Below are 21,740 nucleotides of genomic sequence, written 5' to 3'. Positions count from 1 at the left end.
CCCTAATTCAATTTTGGAGCTTACTATAGATAGCATTTCAACGCCTTATTTATGTACTGTACTTATGAAGATTAAATCTTTCGGCAGGCATACTAGCAGAAAACCATGAAATTTCTATTATGATTTGTGCTCAAATCCTATTAAAAAATAGCATAGTGTATATTTTTTGTAAGAATTACTTATTTTATTTATAACTATTAAAATCATTTACATTTTTAATACCATTCAGCTTTATCATAAACCAGAAGATAGTTACAAATTGCTATGTATATAGTCAATAACTTGGGTAGAATAGCTTCAATTTTAAAATTTAAAAATAATCTCTGGGAAAACGTGTGCGACACTTTCAACTAACTGCTTTATTGGCATGTGGCATTGCTACTACAGGGTGTGCAGTCACCTCTGGTTTACAAACATATGACTTACCTAGCGAAGGCGTTTTTCAAACCGACCTCGGTACGACCGTAAATGTCATAAAACTCACTCAAGATTCTATGATGGCTGTTCAGCCTGCTGTACAGAATATTCAACAACAATATGCCCATCTGTTTAACACACAGCATCGTAACTACAGCCTGAGCCCAGGTGATATTTTGTCAATTTATTTATGGGCTTATCCTGAACTCACCTCTCCTAGCAATAGTATTAATAATGATCAAGCTGCTCAAGCCAGTGGCTTCCAAATCGATTCAGAAGGTTATATTCAGTTTCCCATTATTGGCCGTTATAAGGCCGCTGGGAAATCACTGACACAAGTCAATCGTGAATTACGCAGCCAATTATCACGTTACCTGAAAAACCCAGATGTGATTGCGCGAGTATTGTCTTATCAAGGCCAGCGTTACTCAGTACAAGGTAACGTAATGCAGGGCGGTCAATTTTACTTAAGTGACCAACCTGTGAGTGTTTATACTGCTTTAGGTATGGCAGGTGGTGTGAATGCACAACAAGGTGATAATGCCTCTATTACATTAGTACGCCAGGGACGTTCATATAGTTTAAATACCGTAGAACTGGAAAAAGCAGGGCTTTCACTGCATCACTTGTTGATCCAGCCAAATGACACGTTATATGTCAACAACCGTGAAAATCAAAAAATTTATGTGATGGGTGAGTCGGGTAAAAACCAATCTTTAGCATTGCGTGATCAAGGCATGAGCTTAAGTGATGTTTTAGGTGAAAGTCTCGGTCTTAATCCACTTTCTGCCAGTCGCAGTAAGGTTTATGTGGTGCGTAGTCAGCCCACGACTACTCACACTGAAGTCTACCAGATGGACTTGACCAGTATTGCTGATTTTGGTCTGGCCAATCAGTTTAAGATGCGCAGCAATGATATTGTGTATGTTGATGCCTCTGGCTTGGCGCGCTGGCAGCGTGTCGTCAACCAGATTATCCCATTCTCAAATGCTTTGTATAATTTAGACCGTTTGGGGAATTAATGAAAATCAATCATATTTTAGTGGTTTGTATTGGCAATATTTGTCGTAGCCCCATGGCAGAATACTTTTTAAAACAGCAATATCCGCATTTACAGATTGAGTCTGCGGGTATTGCGGGTGTGGTTGGACATGCAGCCGATGAAAAAGCCAGTCTATGCATGCAACGCTTTGAGATTGATATGAGTGCGCATATTGCAAAAAAACTCAATGCTGAGCTGATTAAAAAAGCTGACCTAGTTCTTGTGATGAGTCAGAATCAGCAAAAACATATCGAACAGACCTGGCCATTTGCCAAAGGTAAAACCTTTAGACTGGGGCATTGGCAAAGTAAAAATATTGCCGACCCTTATCAGCATGATCAAACATTTTTTGATGACACCTGTCAATTAATTCAAGACTGTATTGCTGACTGGAAAAAATATATTTAATTTTTTTAATTTTTTCACTTTTTGATATTTAAATTATGAGCCAAACCGCCAACACCGAAGACACCATTGACTTAAAGGAATTGTTTTTTTCCTTGATTGCACAATGGAAACTGATTGCCCTGTGCGTTATTTTAAGTTTGATCTGTGCCTTACTGTATTTAAGAACCACGCCAGATACCTATTCAGTAGATGCTATGGTACAAGTCGAAGACAGTAAAGGGACTTCGGCTGCTTTATTGGGTGATTTATCCAGTATGATCGAGCAAAAATCCCCTGCTCAAGCTGAAATTGAAATTTTAAAATCGCGTTTGGTGCTCGGTGAGGTCATCAACCATTTAAATTTAAATATTCGTATATCTGGTACAGAAGACAGTTTCTGGAATCGGTTAATGGCTAAACATGAATACGACACCACGTATTCAGAAAAATCAGTATTGTTTCAAGACAATCGAAATAGTTTCGATATTCGCCAGTTTGATATTCCGCAATATTTCCAGGATAAAAACTTAATTTTAAGTTTTAAAGAAGGCAAATATAGCCTGACTGATGAGACAACTGAACAAGTGGTTTTTTCTGCACCTCTAAACCAGATCAGTCAATCCTCATCTGAATACGGTCTTTGGAAAGTAGGTGTCTTTAGTCAAGACCGTTTCGATGCCACGTATAATATCCGAAAGCAAAGCTTGCCTGCTGCCATGCAGTCTTTGACCAGTAACTACTCAGTGGCTGAAAAAGGCAAGATGACCGGTGTCTTAGGGCTTAACTATCAAGGCGAAGATAAACAGCACATTACTCAAGTCCTGAATGCCATTCTAGCTGCTTATAGCCAACAGAATATTGAACGTCGATCTGCAGAAACTGCGCAGACACTTAAATTCCTTGAAAATCAATTACCGGAATTAAAACAACAACTTGATGTTGCAGAGCGTGAATTCAACCGCTTCCGCCAACAAGCAAATACAGTGGATGTTACCAAAGAATCGGAATTATATTTAACCCAAAGCATTACTTTAGAGACACAAAAAATCCAGCTAGAGCAGCAAGTGGCAGAAGCTTCTTCCAAATACACCAATGAACATCCCATGATGCAGCAAATGAATGCACAACTCGGTGCAATCAATAAAAAAATTGCAGAGCTGGATGGGACTTTAAAACGTTTACCTGAACTACAGCGCCAGTACTTACAATTATTCCGTGAAGTTGAAGTCAAACAGCAACTATATACAGGTTTACTCAATTCATACCAGCAACTTCGTATTGCCAAAGCCGGTGAAATTGGCAATGTACGTATTGTCGATACTGCAGTTGAACCTATTCAACCGATTAAACCGAAGAAATTACAAATCCTGATTTTGTCGATTTTTCTGGGAGGATTCCTCGGTACATTATTAGCACTGTTACGTAATATGATGCGTTCAGGCATTAAAGATGCTGCTCAGATTGAAAATGAGCTGGATCTGCCAGTATATGCCACCGTACCACGTTCTTTAATTCAAGAAAGTCGTACCAACCTGCTGAAAAAGAAAAAGAATATTCCTATTCTTGCAGTGAAAGACGGCGGTGATATTGTGATTGAAAGCTTGCGCAGTATGCGCACCGCAATTCACTTTGCCTTAATGAATGCCAGCAATAATGTGATTGCATTGTCAGGCCCTGCCCCTGAGATTGGGAAATCTTTTATTACTGTTAACCTTGCAACCATTTTGGCGCAAGGTGGAAAACGGGTACTCGTCATTGATGGTGATATGCGTCGTGGTTATTTGCATAAATATTTCAATGCAGAGCTAAGCCCTGGCTTAGCAGAACTGTTAAATCTTCAAAATAGCTATGAAGATATTGTCCAAAATTCTACTGTAGAAAACCTGTTCTTTGTTACTCGCGGCAAGAGTCCAGTCAATCCGTCTGAACTGTTAAGTACCGATAAATTCAAGGCTTTCCTGGATCAGGCATCTGCTCATTTTGATCATATTTTAATTGATACTCCGCCAGTCCTTGCTGTGACTGATGGTATTATTATTGCGCAATATGCAGGGGTCAATTTATTGATTGCCCGTCATGGAAAAACGCAAATTAAAGAACTTGAAATTACGGTGAATCGTTTTGAACAGGCCAATGTAAAAGTTAATGGTGTGATTCTCAATGATATACAAAAAGGTGCAGCGGGTAGCTATGGTTATAATTATGCCTATGCCTATACTGCACATAAAGATAATGACTAATCTATTCTAAACTCGACTTTCACACTCTGTCTGAGCAGGGTGTGAAATTATCCTTCCTTACATTTATTGCAAATGATTGTTGTTGAAAAAATCAACTAAAAAACCTATCGTGGTTATAGTTTAAAAGTCCTGAGAATATACAAGAATGTTATCCAAAACACTGCTCGCTACCTTGGCATTAAGTTCTTCCCTCGCCTTTGCACAAGGCATCGTTTTAAATGACCAAAACTTACGCACCGATTTAAACTGGCTCAATCAGCAGGGTGTTATTCAAATGAGCACGTCGACTTGGCCCATCAGTGGTGATGAAATTCAACGTGCTCTTGCCCAAGCTAAAATCAGCAATAATACTCAGCAAAAAGTCATTGATACTGTATTGTCACATTTGAATGCCAATAACCAGTTGTTTAAAGCATCCTTATTTGCAGAAACTGATCAAAAGAATATTCCTCAAGCCTTTGGCGATCAGCAAAAAGCACAATATCAGGCAGGCATCGAGTTAAATGTGGGTAACGAGAACTGGGATGCCAGAATTCGTATGAATGCAGAAAAAGACCTACAGATTGACAATGATCAAGATCTGAATCTTGAAGGCTCATATATCGCTGGAAAATTATGGAATCAATGGCTGATTGCTGGACAGATCCCGACCTACTGGGGTTCTGCACATGATGGCAGTTTAATTCGTGGTGATGCCAGCCGCCCTGTCTATGGCGTGACGATGCAGCGTGCCGAACAGAATGCTTTTGCAAACAAATGGTTGGCTTGGATTGGACCTTGGCAATATCAAGCTTTTGCAGGGCAGTTGCAGGATTATGATGCTGTGCCTGATGCCAAACTGATTGGCTTACGTGTCACTGCACAACCCTTGCCTTATTTAGAACTGGGTGCATCGCGTGCTATGCAATGGGGTGGTGAAGGTCGGCCTGAAAGCCTGAGCTCACTTTGGGATGCTTTTGTTGGCAATAAAGACAATGGTAGTACAGGTGAACCTGATCCATCAAATCAAATTGCCGGTTTTGATGCACGCTTAAATCTACATCCCCTCGTGCAAGTCCCGATGGGTATCTATGCGCAATATGTCGGTGAAGATGAAGCAGGCGGCTTGCCGGCCAAAAAAATGTATTTGGCTGGAATCGATTATTCATCAAGTTATAACAATATGCCTTTCCAACTGTATACCGAATGGGCAGATACCCGTACCAATGGTAAAGCACAAGGCATTTCCTATAATCACACCAACTACACCGATGGTTTTTACCAGCATGGTTATCCCTTGGCGCATGCCATAGGTGGTGATGGTCAAATGCTGTCTGTAGGTGGCGATATTCGTTTGGATCATCTCAATCGTGTTAATACACGCATCCTATTTGCGAAATTTGATCAAGCAGCTAATCGACGTGATAGAGGCATTACTAATTTAGCTTTTCCAGCGCAGGATGAATTAAAAGCGCTAGATCTAACCTGGACACATTATCTACGCCCAGATATTCCACTTAAACTGAATGGGTGGGTGGGTGACTCTGATGTACACGGTAACGATGGCGGTGTATCAATTGGTATCGAATTCCCCTTAGAAAAGGGCTTATTTTCCTATTAAGACCTATTCAACACTCAAGTTCGGGTGATAGCGACAACTTTTCCATACCTTCCAAAATACTGATGAAACGGCTTTGTTGCACAAACCTAGCATCAAAAGCTTATTCAGCAATATAATTTCAAAATGAATAAGCCTGCCTCTAAAATCTACCGTACAACCAATTGGTCATCCTATAACCGAGCCTTAATTAACCGAGGTAATATTTCCATTTGGTTTGATCCAAAGACTCAGTGGTATGCACAATCACAAGGCAAGCAAGGTCGAAATCAAACCTACTCCGATACAGCGATTCAATGCTGCTTAATGATCAAATTACTATTCCGACTCTCTTTACGTATGGTCACAGGTTTTGTTCAAAGTCTGATTAAACTCTCTGGATTAGATTGGACAGCTCCGGATTATTCCACCCTTTGTCGTAGACAAAAGCATATTGATATTGCGATTAGCTATCAAAAAAGTAGTGATGGACTGCATCTACTCGTAGACTCTACTGGTTTGAAGTTTCTTGGTGAAGGTGAATGGAAACGCAAGAAACATGGGGCTGAATATCGTCGCCAATGGCGTAAGCTTCACATTGCTATAGATGCTAAAACCCTGCAAATACGTGCAGTACAACTCACCACAAATAATATCAGTGATTCTCAAGTACTCGAAGATTTACTTGCTCAAATTCCCTTGGATGAACCAATTGATTCTGTTTATACAGATGGTGCTTATGACACAAAGCACTGCCGACAAGTCATTTTAGATCGAGATGCACATGCGATCATTCCACCTAGAAAGAATGCAAAGCCTTGGAAGGATCAGCAAGCGAGGTCTATAGAGCGGAACGAATTATTAAAGACAGTCAAACGGCTAGGCAGATCGCTTTGGAAAAAGTGGTCTGGTTATCACCGTCGAAGTTTGGTTGAAACCAAGATGCATTGCATCAAATTATTAGGCGATAAATTAACAGCGCGGAGTTTTCCAAGTCAGGTGAATGAGATCCATGCACGCATGGCAGTCTTGAATAAATTCACAGAATTAGGTCGCCCTCATACCCAAGTTGTCTCTTAAATTTGAGTAGCTTAAGGGAACTCAGCCTTTCAAACCTTTATGCAACAAAGCCCTTATAGCTATAAAACCAAAACAAAAACCAGTTGATCTTTTCGAATAAAAAAACCAGCCATTGCTGGTTTTTTTATTTTTTTAAAGCTCTACCAAACTGCGATATTTGCTTGCTAAAAAACCACCCATTCTGCAAGATTTCTCAAAATTTTCTGCTAAGATGGAATGAACCTCAACGATAACATTAGATTGGAATAATACATGAGCAAGGCCTTACCGATTGCTGTCGCTGTTCTTCTAGGCGGTGCCGCGCTAGTACCTGTTTACTATGCAACTCAAAACCCAGCTGCTCAAACGACTAAAGCATCTAAAGATGCCTCTGCTGTTTCTAAAATCAGCTATGCTCTCGGTTATGAAGTGGCTCATCAAACCCCACCTGAACTCGATATTAATAGCTTTGTGACAGGCGTACGTGAAGGACATGCGCGTACTGAACCGGCGTATACTGAAGAAGAACTACAGGCAGCTTACGAACAGTTCCAGAAAGAAATGCAGCAAAAGCAACTCGATAGCACTAAACAGGCACAAGCATCGAGTGACAGTTTCCTGACAGAAAATACCAAAAAAGCGGGTGTAAAAACCACAGCTTCCGGTTTGCAATACCTAGTGACCAAAGAAGGCACGGGCAAACAGCCGGCTGCTTCTTCAATCGTGAAAGTCCATTACACCGGCAAACTGGTGGATGGTACTGTATTTGACAGTTCGGTTGAACGTGGCGAGCCGATTGAGTTTCCACTCAATCAAGTGATTCCAGGCTGGACTGAAGGTCTGCAACTGATGAAAGAAGGCGGTAAAGCGACCCTGTATATCCCATCTCAACTTGGTTATGGTGAACAAGGCGTGCCAGGGACGATTCCTCCACACAGTACTTTGATTTTTGATGTGGAACTCATTGAAGTCAAATAATCTATAAATAAGGAGAGCAATGCGCTCTCCTTTATTTTGAGAATAAATATGAAAATACAAATAAGTTTGATGGTTTTACTGCTAAGTTCTGGCAATCTGCTTGCCAAAGATGTGACCAATAAAAGCCCGGAAGCTGAACAGGTCGGTTATAGCTTTGGTTATCTGATGGGGAAAAGTAATGCCGACTCTTTGCAAGGGATTGATCTGGATGCTTTCAGTGCCGGTTTAAAAGCTGCTGCTGCCGGAAAACAATCCACTTTAACTGAAGAAGACATGGCTCGAGTGCTGACCCAGTTTAAACGTCAAAGTGAAGCCAAAGAGCTGATTGAATTAAAACAAAAAGCTGAAGAAAATGCCAAAATCGGTCAGGCTTTTCTGACAGAAAATGCCAAAAAAGCAGGGATAAAAACGACTAAATCTGGCCTGCAATATCAGATTCTTCAGGAAGGCAAAGGCAAAGGCAAATCGCCAAAAGCCGATAGCAATGTCCGCGTACATTATGAAGGCCGTTTGATTGATGGTACGGTTTTTGACAGTTCAATTGCCCGCAATCAGCCTGTGGTCTTCCGTACCACCCAAGTGATTACCGGTTGGACTGAAGGCCTGCAACTGATGAAAGAAGGTGCCAAATACCGCTTCTTCATTCCTGCAGAACTGGCCTATGGACAAATTGGTTCAGGTGATGTGATTGAGCCAAACAGTACCTTAATTTTTGATGTGGAATTACTGGAAATTATGAAGTAATCAATACTGTTTTTTTAAATATTCAATCAGAGAGGCGCGATATCGGCCTCTCTTTTTTATATGGATGAAGCATAATTAATCGAATGTTTTCATGTCACATTCAGATCAGTTTTGCTATGTTATATGTTAATTAAACGGTTCAACAAGAATAGAGGACGTCAGCATGGCAGCAATCAAGACCCGTGAAATTCATTATACTGCGCCGGATGGTAGCGCATTGATTGGCTATTTTGCCGCTCCAGAAACAGATGCACCCCTTGCAGGTGTGCTGGTCGCACCAGAATGGTGGGGTCGTAATGAATATACCGAACAGCGCGCTCGCGAACTTGCAGAACATGGCTATGCGGCCTTGGCGATTGACATGTATGGTGACAAAAAAGTGACCACCCATTCTGATCAGGCCTACCAGTGGATGATGCAGACCTTTGAAGACCCGGACACCATCGTTGATCGTGCGACAGCAGCTTTAAATACCTTGGCAGCACAGGATGAAGTCAATGCAGAGAAACTTGCTGCCATCGGTTTTTGTTACGGCGGTAAAGTAGTGCTGGATCTGGCGCGTGCCAATGCCCCTTTAAAAATAGTGACCACCTTCCACGGGACACTTGCTGCCAAAGCACCGGCTCAAGAAGGTCAAGTTCAGGCCGAAATTCTAGTCTTGCACGGTGAGCTAGACAGCATGGTCACCTTAGATGATGTCGCCAGTTTCCGTGAAGAAATGCATGCGGCCAACGTCGAGCATGAGGTGATTGTCTTTGAAGATGCCAAACATGGCTTTAGCAACCCGCTCGCCGACGAACGGGCCAAAGCCAATGGCGTGGATCTTGGTTACAATGCTGAAGCGGAACAAAAAAGCTTGGCGGCGATGTATGCCTTATTGGAACGTCATTTGGCTTAAATAGATATAAGTGCTCGACTTGAAATCAAGCTGAGCACTTTAAAGAATCATTGAAGAAAAGAACGATAAATCCTACCAGAGGAGAATGCTGACTATGGCTGAAACCAACTGCCCTTACTGTAACTATGACGAATATGATGTCATTGCCAAAAATGATTATGGTGTGGTGCTGCCTGAACCGAATTCATTATCCGAAGGTCACTGTGTGATTATTCCATTGCGGCATGTGGCCTCGTTTTTCGAAGTGACGGACAAAGAACGTAAAAGCCTGATGTCTTTGCTCGAACAGGCACGTAATGAGCTCCATTTACGTTACCAGCCCGCCGGTTTCCATGTCGGTTTTATTGATGGTGAGGTATTTCAGGAAAAGGTCGAACATCTGCATATTCATATTATTCCGCGCTATAAAGACAAAGTGTTGAAGCTGGATGAACGCTGGGGGATTAGTGACTAAATCTTTGCTGTTTTAAAATAAATGCTCTTCGGAGCATTTATTGTTTGTGTTATTAAGCCGATATCAATACACACTACTCCGCAGTTTTTATCTACTTTTCACATTTCAAGCCTACCGATTCCGCTATAATGGCTGCTGCTTATTCAGTTGCTATTTATCCATGTTTGTATTTTCAGATGCCCTGTTAGAATGGTTTGATGTGCATGGTCGTCATGACTTGCCCTGGCAGGTGACAGATGATCCCTACAAAGTCTGGGTCTCTGAAATCATGTTGCAACAAACCCAGGTCAAAACTGTGCTGCAATATTATGAACGCTTTATTCAGCGTTTTCCGACCGTTCAGGACTTAGGTCAAGCGTCTTGGGATGAGGTCGCGCCTTACTGGGCAGGACTGGGCTATTATGCCCGTGCCCGTAACCTGCACAAAGCTGCCGGCATGGTGACAGCACAGCAGCAGTTTCCTCAAACCCTGGAACAATGGATTGCCTTGCCGGGGATCGGCCGTTCCACCGCTGGTGCCTTAATGTCACTGGGTTTACGCCAATACGGCGTGATCATGGATGGCAATGTCAAACGGGTGTTGTCGCGTTTCTTCGCAATTGAAGATGATCTGTCCAAACCCATTCATGAACATGCTTTATGGCAACTGGCTGAAGAATTATGTCCGGTCGAACGTAATCATGACTATACCCAGGCGATTATGGATCTCGGGGCTACGGTCTGCACCCCGAAAAAACCACTGTGCCTATATTGTCCGATGCAGCAACATTGCAAAGCACATCAGCAAGGTCTGGAAAATGAATTACCATTCAAGAAAGCCAAAAAACCGGTGCCAGTGCGTTCAGCACAAGTATTATTAATTCAGTCCGGTGAAGAATGGCTCTGGCAACAACGACCGAACAGTGGCCTGTGGGGCGGACTCTGGTGCTTGCCGATTATTGAAAATGCCCATGAATTCGAACAGCAATGTCAGCAGCTTGGCCTAAAAAATATCCTCAAAAAAGTCCAGATCAGCCACAGTTTCACCCACTTCACCTGGCAGCTTGAAGCAATCGTTTTTGTAGTGGATCAGGATCAGCAGGAACATCTGGCGATTGAACTGCAAGGCAACTGGATGCGTCCAGAAACCGCCATTGATTGCGGTCTGCCGACAGCAATGAAAAAATTGATCTCTGCAGTAAATGTATGACATAGTCTGGACAAAGCAAAAAATCGATCAGATCAGAATGAACATTGCTAATATTTAAGGATGAATAGCGTGCGCCAATACCTTGCTTTGACCTGGGTGGCTTTGATTGCCATATTACTGACCGCCTGTAGCAGTACACCGAAACAGCCTTCTTCTGCACAATTAAATCCGCTACTGGTACAGCAACTGCAAAACAAGCGTATGCCCTCTTCACTGCCCATTCCTGTGGCACGTGTACAGGCAGGTGAATTACAGGATACCTGGGGTGCGTCGCGCAGTCGTGGACGCCTGCATGAAGGTATTGATATCATGGCTCCACGTGGAACCAAAGTTTTTAGCGCGACTGAGGGCCTGATTGCAGATTTACGTAATAACAATTTGGGTGGTAAAGTAGTCTGGATTCTGGGTCCGGGCGGCTCCTGGCATTATTATGCACATCTGGATGGCCATAAGCGTGGCTTAAAAGTCGGCGACTATGTAAAAAAAGGCCAGCTGATCGGTTATGTCGGCAATAGCGGCAATGCCCGGCATACTGCACCCCATCTGCATTATGGAATCTATTTACAGGGCAAGGGCCGCGGTGTGGTCAACCCTTATCCCTATTTACGTTAATTTTAGGATATTTACATGTCAGAAGCGTTGATCAATCGTCTGGTGGAATTTGCTGAATCAGGCAATCAACAAAAAATTGTATTAAACGGTCAAACTTACCAGGGCTGGGTGATGGAAATTACCGAGGATGCGCTTCTGATCAGTACTGGTTATGCCGACAAGGCCGGTAAAGATATGTGGATTCTATTTAGCGATCTGGATCAGGCTGAATTGTCGTACTGGGACAATCAGCAGGATCAATGGACTGTGTTTAAATTATAAAACCATAAAAACAAGGAGCATCACATGACTGTGCAACGCTGTGGCTGGTGCTCCGATGATCCGCTGTATATCACCTACCATGACCAGGAATGGGGACAGGCGCTACTGGATGAAAATCGCCTGTTTGAAATGCTTTGTCTGGAAGGACAACAGGCCGGTCTGGCCTGGATTACCGTTCTCAGAAAACGTGAAGCTTATCGTGAACATTTTTTTCAATATTCGATTGAGTCTATCGCCTCACTTACAGATGAACAACTCCAACTGAAACTTGAAGATGCTAGCCTGATACGGCATCGCGGCAAGCTGAATGCCATTCGGGAAAATGCCCAAGCATGGCTAAAGCTGCGACAGCAAGGGATTAATCTGGTGGAATGGCTCTGGTCTTTTGCCCAGCAACCGCGACTGAATAATGATGTTCAGGATTATCGCCAAGTCTCCGCACAAACCATTGAGAGCCAGAGAATGTCCAAAGCACTCAAACAGGCCGGTTTTAAATTTGTCGGACCCACCATATGTTATGCCTTTATGCAGGCCGTTGGTATGGTCAATGACCATGAAAATCATTGTAACTTTAAAACAATATCCTCCCATTTAAATAAGAGCTGAAATCATGTCGAATAGTATTATTCAAGCTTATGCCGCCATGTCCGCAGATGCTGAACTGCAACCCTATCAATTTGATGCCGGAGAACTACAACCGCATCAGGTCGAAGTTAAAGTGGAATACTGCGGCCTCTGTCATTCCGATATTTCAGTGATCAATAATGACTGGGGTTCTTCAGTTTATCCGGTCGTAGCAGGACATGAGATTATCGGTACTATTACCCATCTGGGTGCAGAAGCCAAAGGCCTGAAAGTTGGTCAACGAGTGGGAATCGGCTGGACAGCTGAAAGCTGCCAATATTGCGATCCTTGTATTTCGGGCCAGCAGGTGCTGTGTACTGGCGGTAAGGTGGCTACCATTGTCGGACATGCCGGTGGTTTTGCCGACAAAGTGCGTGCCGGATGGCAATGGGTCATTCCCCTACCTGAAGATCTTGATCCTGAAAGTGCGGGTCCCCTGCTCTGTGGCGGAATTACCGTATTCGATCCGATCCTGAAACATCAGATTCAGGCTATTCATCATGTTGGCGTAATTGGTATTGGTGGTTTAGGGCATATGGCCATCAAGCTGCTGAAAGCCTGGGGCTGTGAAATTACTGCCTTCACCTCGAACCTGGATAAAACTGATGAGCTGAAAGCCATGGGCGCTGACCATGTAGTGAACAGTCGTGATATCACTGCATTAAAGGCTCAGCGTGGCAAGTTTGATTTATTGCTGAGTACGGTCAATGTCACCTTGAACTGGCAGGCTTATCTGGCAACTTTGGCGCCGAACGGCACTGTACATATGTTGGGTCTGCCATTAGAGCCGATGCAGATTCCGGCTGGCATGCTGATTGGCGGAGCCAAGTCAGTCACCGGTTCACCGACAGGTTCGCCGGCGGCATTACGTCAGTTACTCCAATTTGCTGTACGTAAAAATATTGCTCCGCAAATTGAAGTGTTCCCGATGTCACAGCTGAATCAGGCTATTGAACATCTGCATTCTGGCAAAGCCCGTTACCGGATTGTACTTAAAGCAGATTTTGCAGCTTAAATTCAGTCTTTTTTCTCATCTGCTAGAAAGACCCAGCAATTGGGTCTTTTTCATTGCAGGGATTCAGGCAAGACCGCAATAGGTGAAAGCTTGGCCAGCTCGGTCTTCATTTTCTGCAACATCTGATAAGGTTGCTGTTGCACAAACATATTTACGAAGGTCAAAGGAATGGAACCTTCCGGATTGGCATAACCATAGGTTGAAACCTTGACCTTGTTATTGGCTAGTTTCTGAAAAGTCCAGTCGCCCTGATAATCGGTTAAACGCACATAATCCGGATTTAAAGGATAGCCACTTTGGATGGCTTTATTCTTGATGGTGATCTGGCCATTGGCTTCCTTGATCATCTTGCCCTGTACAATCAGGTCACGGTCTTTTAAGGGAAATGGAAAATCCAGCACCATATACAGGGTAAAGTCACCTTTTTTATCATCGCGGGACAGGATCTTGATGCTACCCATATAGGGAACCCATTGCACTGCATGTGTGACATTCAGAATCAGGGATACAGCATTTTCAATGGGCGCGGTATAGGTGGTTTCAGCTTTATAGAGAAAGACCGGGTTTTGCTCATTCTGGTAGGTCCAGACCTTGATATTGTTTTTATGAATACTGAGTTTAGGCTTCTCAACAGGTTTTGCCTGCGCAATGGCACCAAGCGCCACTGCACAGAGCAGGAAAATCATTTTTTGCATTTTTTATTCGTCTTATTTTAGTTTTATACTTTTTTATAAATGATTTTGACTCGGTTTTAAACCTGAATATCGTTAAAACCAAGCACGTCCTTCATATCATATTTACGCGCTTCACGGCCGACCACCCAGGCAGCAGCACGTACCGCACCAGAAGCAAAGTTCATGCGGTTAGTCGCTTTATGAGTAATTTCCACACGTTCCCCATCGGCAATAAACATTGCAGTATGTTCACCGACAATATCGCCACCGCGAATGGTCTGGAAGCCAATACTCTTACGCTCACGCGGACCAGTATGACCTTCACGGCAATACACTGCATCTTCTTTTAAGTCACGACCCAAAGTTTCCGCAATCGCCTCACCCCACATCAAAGCTGTACCCGATGGCGCATCTACTTTATGACGGTGATGTGCTTCAATCACTTCGATATCAACCGTATCACCAAAAACTTTAGAGGCCAGTTCAAGCAGTTTGATCGAGACGTTCACACCCACTGAATAGTTTGCTGCATAAACTACAGGAGTTTCTGTCGCAGATTGATCGAGATAGGCTTTTTGCTCGTCATTCATACCCGTCGTACCAATCACGATGGCAACACCGGCTTCACGGCAGATTTTCAGATGATTGACGGTCGCTGCTGGCGCAGTGAAATCAATCACGACATCACAGTCTTTGACTACATCGGTAAGGCTACCCACGACCTTAACACCTGTTGCGCCAATTCCGGCAAGTTCGCCAGCATCTGCGCCTAATAGTGTACTTTCAGGGCGTTCTACCGCAGCCGCCAATTGATAACCTGCTTCATGCACAGCCTGAATAAGGATACGCCCCATACGACCGCCTGCACCCAAGATCCCAATGCGTGGTGTAGCTGACATAACATAGTCCTGATGTTGATCCAAAATTGCTCTTACTATAGCAAAACTGCGGAATAACACTAAGATGCATTGCATAAAAATCAATGAAAATACTCAAAGATCGAAATCACTGATATTGATAAGAGTTTCAATCCGGTCTTTGGAATTATGGGCTAGATCTCATCCAGGTCGTCGGATATGGATCAATAGCACGCATGAACCTAATCCTCTTCAAAAAGCAGCTTTCAAATCAGATGAAGAACATTCAAGCTTCGGGGGCAGATTAGGATCGTCTAGAGTTTTTATTGTCTTTCAATTCAGCTCAGCTTATCTCTCACTGAAGCGATGAACCTAAGTCACTTAGGAATGATCTATACGATTTTGAAAATTTTTCCACTTAAGGTACTTTGAAAGCACATTTCAAAACTGGGACGAATATCTTCACCATCTACAGTGATATGTTTTATATTGGAATGAGATTGTGTTTTAGAAAAATGATGATCGACTGTTGCTTGAATAGCCTGTTGAGCCCCAAACTGATCCTTTACACTGATACTTTGTTTAAGCATATCTATACCTTTAATAATAGTTAAAGTGGCAAAATATCCACTAAAAATTTGATGTTTGTTAATTTTATCTTTAAATAACTTTATGATTTAGCTTAAATAATTGATTTAGAGAAGTATAGAATGTACGACCATCTAAGTTTAAATCTACCTCAACTCCAGAGGAAAGAAGAACTCTTTTACCCACTTCAATTCTTTTTAAACCCTGACGTGTATTTTGCATTTTATTGAGAGGAATTAACGAAACAATAATTTCAGTACCATTTTTAGATTTTGCAATTAAATCATTTATTTTTAACAACTTGAATCCTGTTTTTCTAAAGATTTTTCCAATTTTGAAAATAACTTAAAATTAAATTTTGAACGATAAAAAAAGCACTTATTAAGTGCTTTTTTTTACTGTTTATTCTTGCTTAGATAGCAACAATATTTACAGCATTCGGTCCTTTTTGACCTTGAGCTACACTGAATTCAACCAGTTGGCCTTCCATTAAGGTTTTAAAACCTGAACTGGCGATTTCGCTGAAATGAGCAAAAACATCTGGACCTGATTCTTGTTGAATAAAACCAAAACCTTTAGTTTCGTTGAACCACTTTACAGTACCTTTAACAACATTTGAGTTTGACATAATATATCCTACTAATTTTTTAATAATTTTTAGTCAATTTATTGACTGAATATAACTTTGAAATAATAAAGAATGAGACTTAAAATCTGAAAAAAAACGAAGGATTATGACTAAAACTACGATACTTAAAGAAGATTTACCGAAACAAGACTTTTTTCTAGTTAAGTTAACTATACACGAAAAATTTAATTAATCAAGTTTTCTTATATATATATTTATTTTATTTATTAAAAAATGAAATTTTAAAAATTTATAGTAATTTCAACAAGATTAAGCTTTCATTGTCATGATAATAAAATAAGAGTATTCTGCTGTACTGGTAAATTTGATAAGTAATGAATGCGATTATATAGCTCGGTAATAACAATATTGGCCTTTTTAATTTCGGCAATGATGCTTTTTTCTCACTTACAAAATATCTATCACCCTCCAAATTTGGACTCATACTTTCTATTTAGATAGTCAAATATAAAAACAGAAACCGCTTTTTAGGCGGTTTTTATGTTTAAGCGATACCTATCAAACAATAAGATAACTATCAACTAATAAATAGCATCTTCTAATCTAGAGTATCTTATCTACATAATAAAAAAGGACGCCGCAGCGTCCTTTTTTACTTTCACTCAATTAATCAAACAAACGATCAAAGAATGATTTTTTCTTTGGTGATGATTTACTGTCTTCACCATCCATGGTTTCTTGCAGCTCTTTCAACAGTTCACGTTGACGTGCACTTAAATTAACTGGTGTTTCCACTACAATACGGCACAGTAAATCACCTTGCATGCTGGTACGTACCGGTTTAACACCTTTTCCACGTAAGCGGAACAGTTTACCCGTTTGCGTTCCTTCAGGAATTTTCAGGCTTACTCGACCGTCTAGAGTCGGAATCTGAACTTCCTTACCTAAGGCTGCATCGGCGATTGAAACCGGCACATCCATATACAGGTCAGCACCATCACGCTGGAAGATTTCGTGCTCACGCACCACCACTTCGACGTACAAATCACCTGACTGACCATCACGAATCGCTTCACCTTTACCGGTCAAGCGTACGCGGTCGCCATTGTCCACACCCGCAGGAATAGTGACTTCCAGAGTTTGCTGACGATCCGACACACCCGAACCATGACATTTATTACATGGGTTCTTGATGATCTTGCCCTGACCACGACAGGTGCTACAGGTTTGCTGTACCGAGAAGAAACCTTGCTGCATACGCACTTGACCGGCACCATGACAGGTACGGCAGGTTTCCACATCATTTGGATTTTTTGAACCCTTACCATCACAGGCATCACACGGTGCCGGTGCAGTAAAGGTAATAGTTTTCTTGACGCCTTTGACCGCTTCTTCCAGGGTCAGTTCCATCACATAGCGTAAGTCAGAACCACGGCGTGCACGTTGCTGGCCACGACCACCGCCGCCACCAAAAGCGCCACCGAAAATATCACCGAACTGGCTAAAAATATCTTCTGCGCTGAAACCACCGCCGAAGCCGCCACCACCGCCCATACCACCTTCAAAGGCCTGATGGCCCATACGGTCGTACATGCTGCGCTTTTCACCATCAGAGAGCACTTCATAGGCTTCTGCTGCTTCTTTGAATTTATCTTCAGCTTCAGCATTGTCCGGGTTACGGTCTGGATGATATTTCATCGCCAACTTACGGTAGGCTTTTTTGATTTCATCATCACTAGCGGTTTTAGCGACGCCCAAAACCTCATAATAATCACGTTTAGCCATGTCTGGCGATGCTCCTCACGGAATTTTGTTTAATATTCAACTGAGGTCTGAAATTGGGGTCAAACCGAGTTTTACAAGGGGAAATATGAAAAAAATTATACGCTTTAGAACACAGCTTTATTTTGAGAGAATTTATAGATACCTTTAAACCAGGCATTGATCAGGAAAATAAAGGCAATAAAGCTGAAAATCACCCCGGTCACGACACAGGCTTTGACCCATAACTGGCTGTCCCAGGCAAAGAAAAACAGCGGAATAAACCACAGCGCAGCAAAGAGCGCCAAAATGGTATAAATCACGATATTTCGCATGATCCACAAGGCCTGCGCCTGTAACCAGACTTCGGCATAATCGACTTGTGTCACTTTACGTGCGAACCAGTAAGCAAATACCCCGCTAAATACGGTAAATAAGGCCAAAAACATGAAGACATAGGCCACGGCTACGGAACGTCGCATCTTGGTTAATGTCACTGGAGTCATGTCTGGTTCAACCTCATTACTGCCCTGGCAGTAAGGCCAAAACAGCAATTTTTTATTTTTTGAATTATAAAAATCTCAGGTGCTACTATATTGAAAATTTCAAAATTTCGCACCTGAAATTATGACAATTTTAAACAGAATTTAAACTTTTTTCACTTTAAACCACTGTGCATATAGTGCAGGCAGGAAAAACAGGGTCAACAGGGTTGCCACAATCAAGCCCCCCATAATCGCCACCGCCATCGGCCCGAAAAAAATACTGCGGGACAAGGGAATCATGGCTAAAACAGCGGCCAATGCGGTCAAGACAATCGGGCGACAACGGCGGACTGTGGCATTGATAATGGCATCCCATTGGGATTCTCCGGCCTGAATATCCTGCTCGATCTGGTCAATCAGAATCAGGGAATTTCGCATGATCATTCCAGAGAGCGCAATTGTCCCGAGCATGGCCACAAAACCGAAAGGTTTATTGAAAAGTAACAGGAATAACACCACCCCGATAATGCCTAAAGGTGCGGTCAGGAATACAATAAAGGCCCGTGAGATGCTCTTGAGCTGAATCATTAACAGGGTCATCACCACCGCCAGGAATAAAGGCATGCCAGCATTGACCGAGTTCTGGCCACGTGCGGATTCTTCGACCGTGCCGCCGACTTCCAGCAGATAGCCATTCGGCAACTCAGCTCGAAGTTGGTGCAGTGAATCGTGTAATTCATTCACCACAGTGGCCGGCTGTAAGGCCGTGCGAATATCGGCACGCACTGTGATGGTCGGCAAACGATTCCGATGCCAGATCAAGCCTTCTTCAAAGCTATATTCAATATTGGCAAGCTGTGCCAACGGTACCGAAGTACCACGTGACGTCGGTATCGCCAGACTGCTTAAAGAAGCGACATCAACGCGTTCAGCCTGCGCACCACGTAAACGGATTTCAATCAGTTCACGCTTTTCCCGATACTGATCAATGCCGGCCCCCAAAATCGAGCTGTTCAGCATATTGGCCAGTTCGCTGCTAGTCACGCCCAACTGACGGGCACGATCCTGATCGATCTCCAGTTTGATGACTTTGCTCGGCTCACCCCAGTCCAGATGTACATTGGTGGTATTCGGATTATCGCCCACGGTTGCGGCGACTTTCTGCGCCCATTCACGAACCAGTCCCAGATCTTCACCAGAGACCCGGAACTGCAATGGATAACCGACTGGAGGGCCATTTTCCAGCAGGGACACCCGGGTACGGACTTCCGGTAATAACAGCCGAATCTGGTCACTCAAGGATTGACGGATTTCGTTACGATCTTCCAAAGAGGATGCCAGCACCACAAACTGGGCAAAACTGGTTTGCGGCAGCTGCTGATCCAGCGGTAAATAGAAACGCGGAGAACCAATTCCGACATAGGCCACATAGTTATCAATGCCCTGCTGTTTCGACAAAAAGGCTTCAACTTTTTTCACCGCAGCTTCGGTGGCTTTCAGAGAGGCGCCTTCTTCAAGTTTGAGATCCACCAGAATTTCAGCCCGATTCGAGGGCGGGAAAAATTGCTGTGGCACCAGCTTAAACATTAAAATGGAGAGAATAAAAATTCCTACCGTTGCTGTAATCACGGTCTTACGATAGGTCACACAGGTATTTACCCAACGGCGAAAACCTTGATAAAACCGGGTTTGATAAGGGTCATGCTGTTCGCCGGCATGATGCACGACCGGCTGAGGTTCGGGCTGCTTGCGCAAACGCGCCCAAAGGCGCTGATACCACGGCGCTTTTTGTATCAAGTCTTTGTTGAAATTGGGCAGCAGTTTATCGCCCAGATAAGGCACAAATAACACCGCGGCAATCCAGGACATCAACAGTGCAATCGTGACCACCTGAAAAATAGAACGGGTATATTCACCGGTACTCGATGCTGCTGTGGCAATCGGTAAAAATCCGGCGGCGGTAATCAGGGTGCCGGTCAGCATTGGAAAGGCGGTGGTGCGCCAGGCATGTCCGGCTGCCTGCAAACGGCTATAGCCCTGCTCCATTTTAATCGCCATCATTTCAATGGCAATAATGGCATCATCGACCAGAAGACCAAGTGCCAGAATCAGGGCACCCAAGGAAATTTTATGCAGGCCGACATCAAATAAATGCATGCCGGCAAAGGTCATGGCCAATACTAGCGGAATCGAAAAGGCCACCACCAGTCCGGTACGAAAACCCAGCGAGAAGAAACTGACCAGCAGCACAATAATTACTGCCTCTGCCAGCACTTTCATAAATTCGTTAATGCTGCGTTTGACTGCCACTGGCTGATCGGAGACTTTTTGCAGCTCCATGCCAAGGGGCAAGGTTTTTTGCAGACGGGCAAATTCCTGTTCCAGATGTTTGCCCAGTGCCAGAATATCGCCGCCTTTGCGCATGGACACAGCAATACCAATGCCGTTTTCACCCATAAAGCGCATTCGAGGCTGTGCCGGATCACTAAAGCCACGATAGACTTCTGCGACATCTCCCAACTGAATAGTTTTGCCATTGACCAGCAGCGGCATCTGTCTTAATTCTTCCACACTGTTTAATGCACCACTGACCCGCACCTGAATCCGGTCTGAACCGGTTTCAAAAAAACCGGACTGGGTGGTGGCATTTTGCTGTTGCAAGGCTTGCTGAATCGCCATAACTGGAACGCCCAGCTGAATGGCCTTGGTATTGGAAATCTCAATCCAGATTTTCTGGTCTTGCAGGCCAATCAGTTCAACTTTGGCGACATCTTTGACCCGTTGCAGTTGCAGCTGTAAGCGGTCGGCGTATTCCTTGAGGGTCGCATAGTCAAAATCTTTACCCTTGAGCACATAAATATTGCCAAAGGTATCGCCGAATTCATCATTAAAGAACGGCCCTTGTACTCCTTGTGGCAATTCATGCCGGATATCGCCCACTTTCTTGCGCACGTTATACCAGACATCCGCGACATCTTTCGAAGCCAGAGAATCCTTGGCAACAAAAGTCACCATGGATTCACCCGGACGTGAATAGGCCATGATGCGGTCATACTGTCCCGTGGTCATCAGTTCCTTTTCAATCCGGTCAGTGACCTGTAGGGATACTTCTTTGGCACTGGCACCCGGCCAATAGGTCTGGATCACCATGACTTTAAAAGTAAAAGGCGGATCTTCACTTTGTGACAGTTGGGAATAAGAGACGATGCCGATCAGACCCAGCAGGATCATAAAATACAGCACCAGACCTTTATTTTTTAAGGCCCATTCCGACAGGTTAAAGTTCATGC

General features: G+C 43.3%; 22 protein-coding genes. 14 read left to right on the top strand and 8 right to left on the bottom strand.

Features of this window, described 5'->3' with window-relative positions:
- Positions 1 to 335 precede the first annotated feature (335 nt).
- The 14 genes from AC1P5O_RS00265 (at position 336) to ahr (ending at position 13,496) form a co-directional block, all read left to right on the top strand.
- Positions 336 to 1,439 carry a polysaccharide biosynthesis/export family protein gene (locus tag AC1P5O_RS00265; protein ID WP_499005434.1) on the top strand — a complete coding sequence of 368 codons (1,104 nt, stop codon included), beginning with the start codon at positions 336 to 338 and terminating at the stop codon, positions 1,437 to 1,439.
- Positions 1,439 to 1,867: a low molecular weight protein-tyrosine-phosphatase gene (locus tag AC1P5O_RS00260; protein ID WP_005094751.1), complete on the top strand. Its 429-nt coding sequence runs from the start codon at positions 1,439 to 1,441 to the stop codon at positions 1,865 to 1,867. Before AC1P5O_RS00265 ends, AC1P5O_RS00260 begins: the two co-directional genes overlap by 1 nt.
- Positions 1,868 to 1,902: 35 nt before the next feature.
- A complete protein-coding gene (locus AC1P5O_RS00255) occupies positions 1,903 to 4,086 on the top strand; it encodes a polysaccharide biosynthesis tyrosine autokinase (protein ID WP_499005432.1) in 2,184 nt (727 codons plus the stop codon).
- Between the two features lie 145 nt (positions 4,087 to 4,231).
- Positions 4,232 to 5,686, top strand: coding sequence for a capsule assembly Wzi family protein (locus AC1P5O_RS00250; RefSeq protein WP_499005431.1), 1,455 nt, complete (start codon positions 4,232 to 4,234; stop codon positions 5,684 to 5,686).
- A gap of 123 nt (positions 5,687 to 5,809) precedes the next feature.
- Positions 5,810 to 6,742, top strand: coding sequence for an IS5 family transposase (locus AC1P5O_RS00245; protein WP_499005429.1), 933 nt, complete (start codon positions 5,810 to 5,812; stop codon positions 6,740 to 6,742).
- Between the two features lie 252 nt (positions 6,743 to 6,994).
- Entirely contained in the window at positions 6,995 to 7,699 is a 705-nt protein-coding gene (bamJ, locus tag AC1P5O_RS00240) for a BamJ family beta-barrel-assembly machinery protein (protein WP_100535472.1), read from the top strand.
- Between the two features lie 48 nt (positions 7,700 to 7,747).
- Positions 7,748 to 8,443 (top strand): BamJ family beta-barrel-assembly machinery protein, encoded by a 696-nt coding sequence (gene bamJ / locus AC1P5O_RS00235; RefSeq protein WP_499005427.1) that lies wholly within the window; start codon positions 7,748 to 7,750, stop codon positions 8,441 to 8,443.
- 163 nt (positions 8,444 to 8,606) lie between these two features.
- Positions 8,607 to 9,341, top strand: coding sequence for a dienelactone hydrolase family protein (locus AC1P5O_RS00230; protein WP_121980117.1), 735 nt, complete (start codon positions 8,607 to 8,609; stop codon positions 9,339 to 9,341).
- A 94-nt stretch (positions 9,342 to 9,435) separates the two neighbouring features.
- Positions 9,436 to 9,795, top strand: a complete 360-nt coding sequence (locus tag AC1P5O_RS00225; protein WP_155861633.1) for an HIT family protein — start codon at positions 9,436 to 9,438, stop codon at positions 9,793 to 9,795.
- 160 nt (positions 9,796 to 9,955) lie between these two features.
- Positions 9,956 to 10,984: an A/G-specific adenine glycosylase gene (mutY, locus tag AC1P5O_RS00220; RefSeq protein ID WP_499005424.1), complete on the top strand. Its 1,029-nt coding sequence runs from the start codon at positions 9,956 to 9,958 to the stop codon at positions 10,982 to 10,984.
- Between the two features lie 69 nt (positions 10,985 to 11,053).
- Positions 11,054 to 11,596: a M23 family metallopeptidase gene (locus AC1P5O_RS00215; protein WP_171501490.1), complete on the top strand. Its 543-nt coding sequence runs from the start codon at positions 11,054 to 11,056 to the stop codon at positions 11,594 to 11,596.
- Between the two features lie 15 nt (positions 11,597 to 11,611).
- The gene (locus tag AC1P5O_RS00210; RefSeq protein ID WP_071850146.1) at positions 11,612 to 11,857 is read left to right on the top strand and encodes a hypothetical protein; all 246 of its coding nucleotides are present in this window, start codon (positions 11,612 to 11,614) and stop codon (positions 11,855 to 11,857) included.
- 24 nt (positions 11,858 to 11,881) lie between these two features.
- Positions 11,882 to 12,463 (top strand): DNA-3-methyladenine glycosylase I, encoded by a 582-nt coding sequence (locus AC1P5O_RS00205; RefSeq protein ID WP_499005422.1) that lies wholly within the window; start codon positions 11,882 to 11,884, stop codon positions 12,461 to 12,463.
- Positions 12,464 to 12,467: 4 nt separating this feature from the next.
- Positions 12,468 to 13,496, top strand: coding sequence for an NADPH-dependent aldehyde reductase Ahr (gene ahr, locus AC1P5O_RS00200; protein WP_499005420.1), 1,029 nt, complete (start codon positions 12,468 to 12,470; stop codon positions 13,494 to 13,496).
- 50 nt (positions 13,497 to 13,546) lie between these two features.
- Here the strand turns inward: ahr and AC1P5O_RS00195 are convergent, their stop codons facing one another.
- The 8 genes from AC1P5O_RS00195 to AC1P5O_RS00160 all read right to left on the bottom strand — a co-directional run bounded on the left by AC1P5O_RS00195 (position 13,547) and on the right by AC1P5O_RS00160 (position 21,738).
- Entirely contained in the window at positions 13,547 to 14,191 is a 645-nt protein-coding gene (locus AC1P5O_RS00195) for an START domain-containing protein (protein WP_155861638.1), read from the bottom strand.
- Positions 14,192 to 14,247: 56 nt separating this feature from the next.
- Positions 14,248 to 15,069, bottom strand: a complete 822-nt coding sequence (gene dapB, locus AC1P5O_RS00190; protein ID WP_004728905.1) for a 4-hydroxy-tetrahydrodipicolinate reductase — start codon at positions 15,067 to 15,069, stop codon at positions 14,248 to 14,250.
- 350 nt (positions 15,070 to 15,419) lie between these two features.
- Positions 15,420 to 15,617, bottom strand: coding sequence for a hypothetical protein (locus AC1P5O_RS00185; protein WP_004728908.1), 198 nt, complete (start codon positions 15,615 to 15,617; stop codon positions 15,420 to 15,422).
- A gap of 70 nt (positions 15,618 to 15,687) precedes the next feature.
- Positions 15,688 to 15,915 carry a hypothetical protein gene (locus AC1P5O_RS00180; protein WP_004647679.1) on the bottom strand — a complete coding sequence of 76 codons (228 nt, stop codon included), beginning with the start codon at positions 15,913 to 15,915 and terminating at the stop codon, positions 15,688 to 15,690.
- A 112-nt stretch (positions 15,916 to 16,027) separates the two neighbouring features.
- The gene (locus AC1P5O_RS00175) at positions 16,028 to 16,243 is read right to left on the bottom strand and encodes a cold-shock protein (protein WP_004280856.1); all 216 of its coding nucleotides are present in this window, start codon (positions 16,241 to 16,243) and stop codon (positions 16,028 to 16,030) included.
- A 627-nt stretch (positions 16,244 to 16,870) separates the two neighbouring features.
- Positions 16,871 to 17,989, bottom strand: a complete 1,119-nt coding sequence (gene dnaJ / locus AC1P5O_RS00170; protein ID WP_005094779.1) for a molecular chaperone DnaJ — start codon at positions 17,987 to 17,989, stop codon at positions 16,871 to 16,873.
- A 104-nt stretch (positions 17,990 to 18,093) separates the two neighbouring features.
- The gene (locus AC1P5O_RS00165; RefSeq protein ID WP_213686639.1) at positions 18,094 to 18,471 is read right to left on the bottom strand and encodes a hypothetical protein; all 378 of its coding nucleotides are present in this window, start codon (positions 18,469 to 18,471) and stop codon (positions 18,094 to 18,096) included.
- Positions 18,472 to 18,612: 141 nt separating this feature from the next.
- Entirely contained in the window at positions 18,613 to 21,738 is a 3,126-nt protein-coding gene (locus tag AC1P5O_RS00160) for an efflux RND transporter permease subunit (RefSeq protein WP_499005416.1), read from the bottom strand.
- Positions 21,739 to 21,740 lie beyond the last annotated feature (2 nt).

The sequence above is a fragment of the Prolinoborus fasciculus genome (assembly GCF_056724605.1).
Note: the sequence above shows the minus strand (reverse complement) of the source record. Positions and strands in the feature narration are given on the sequence as shown.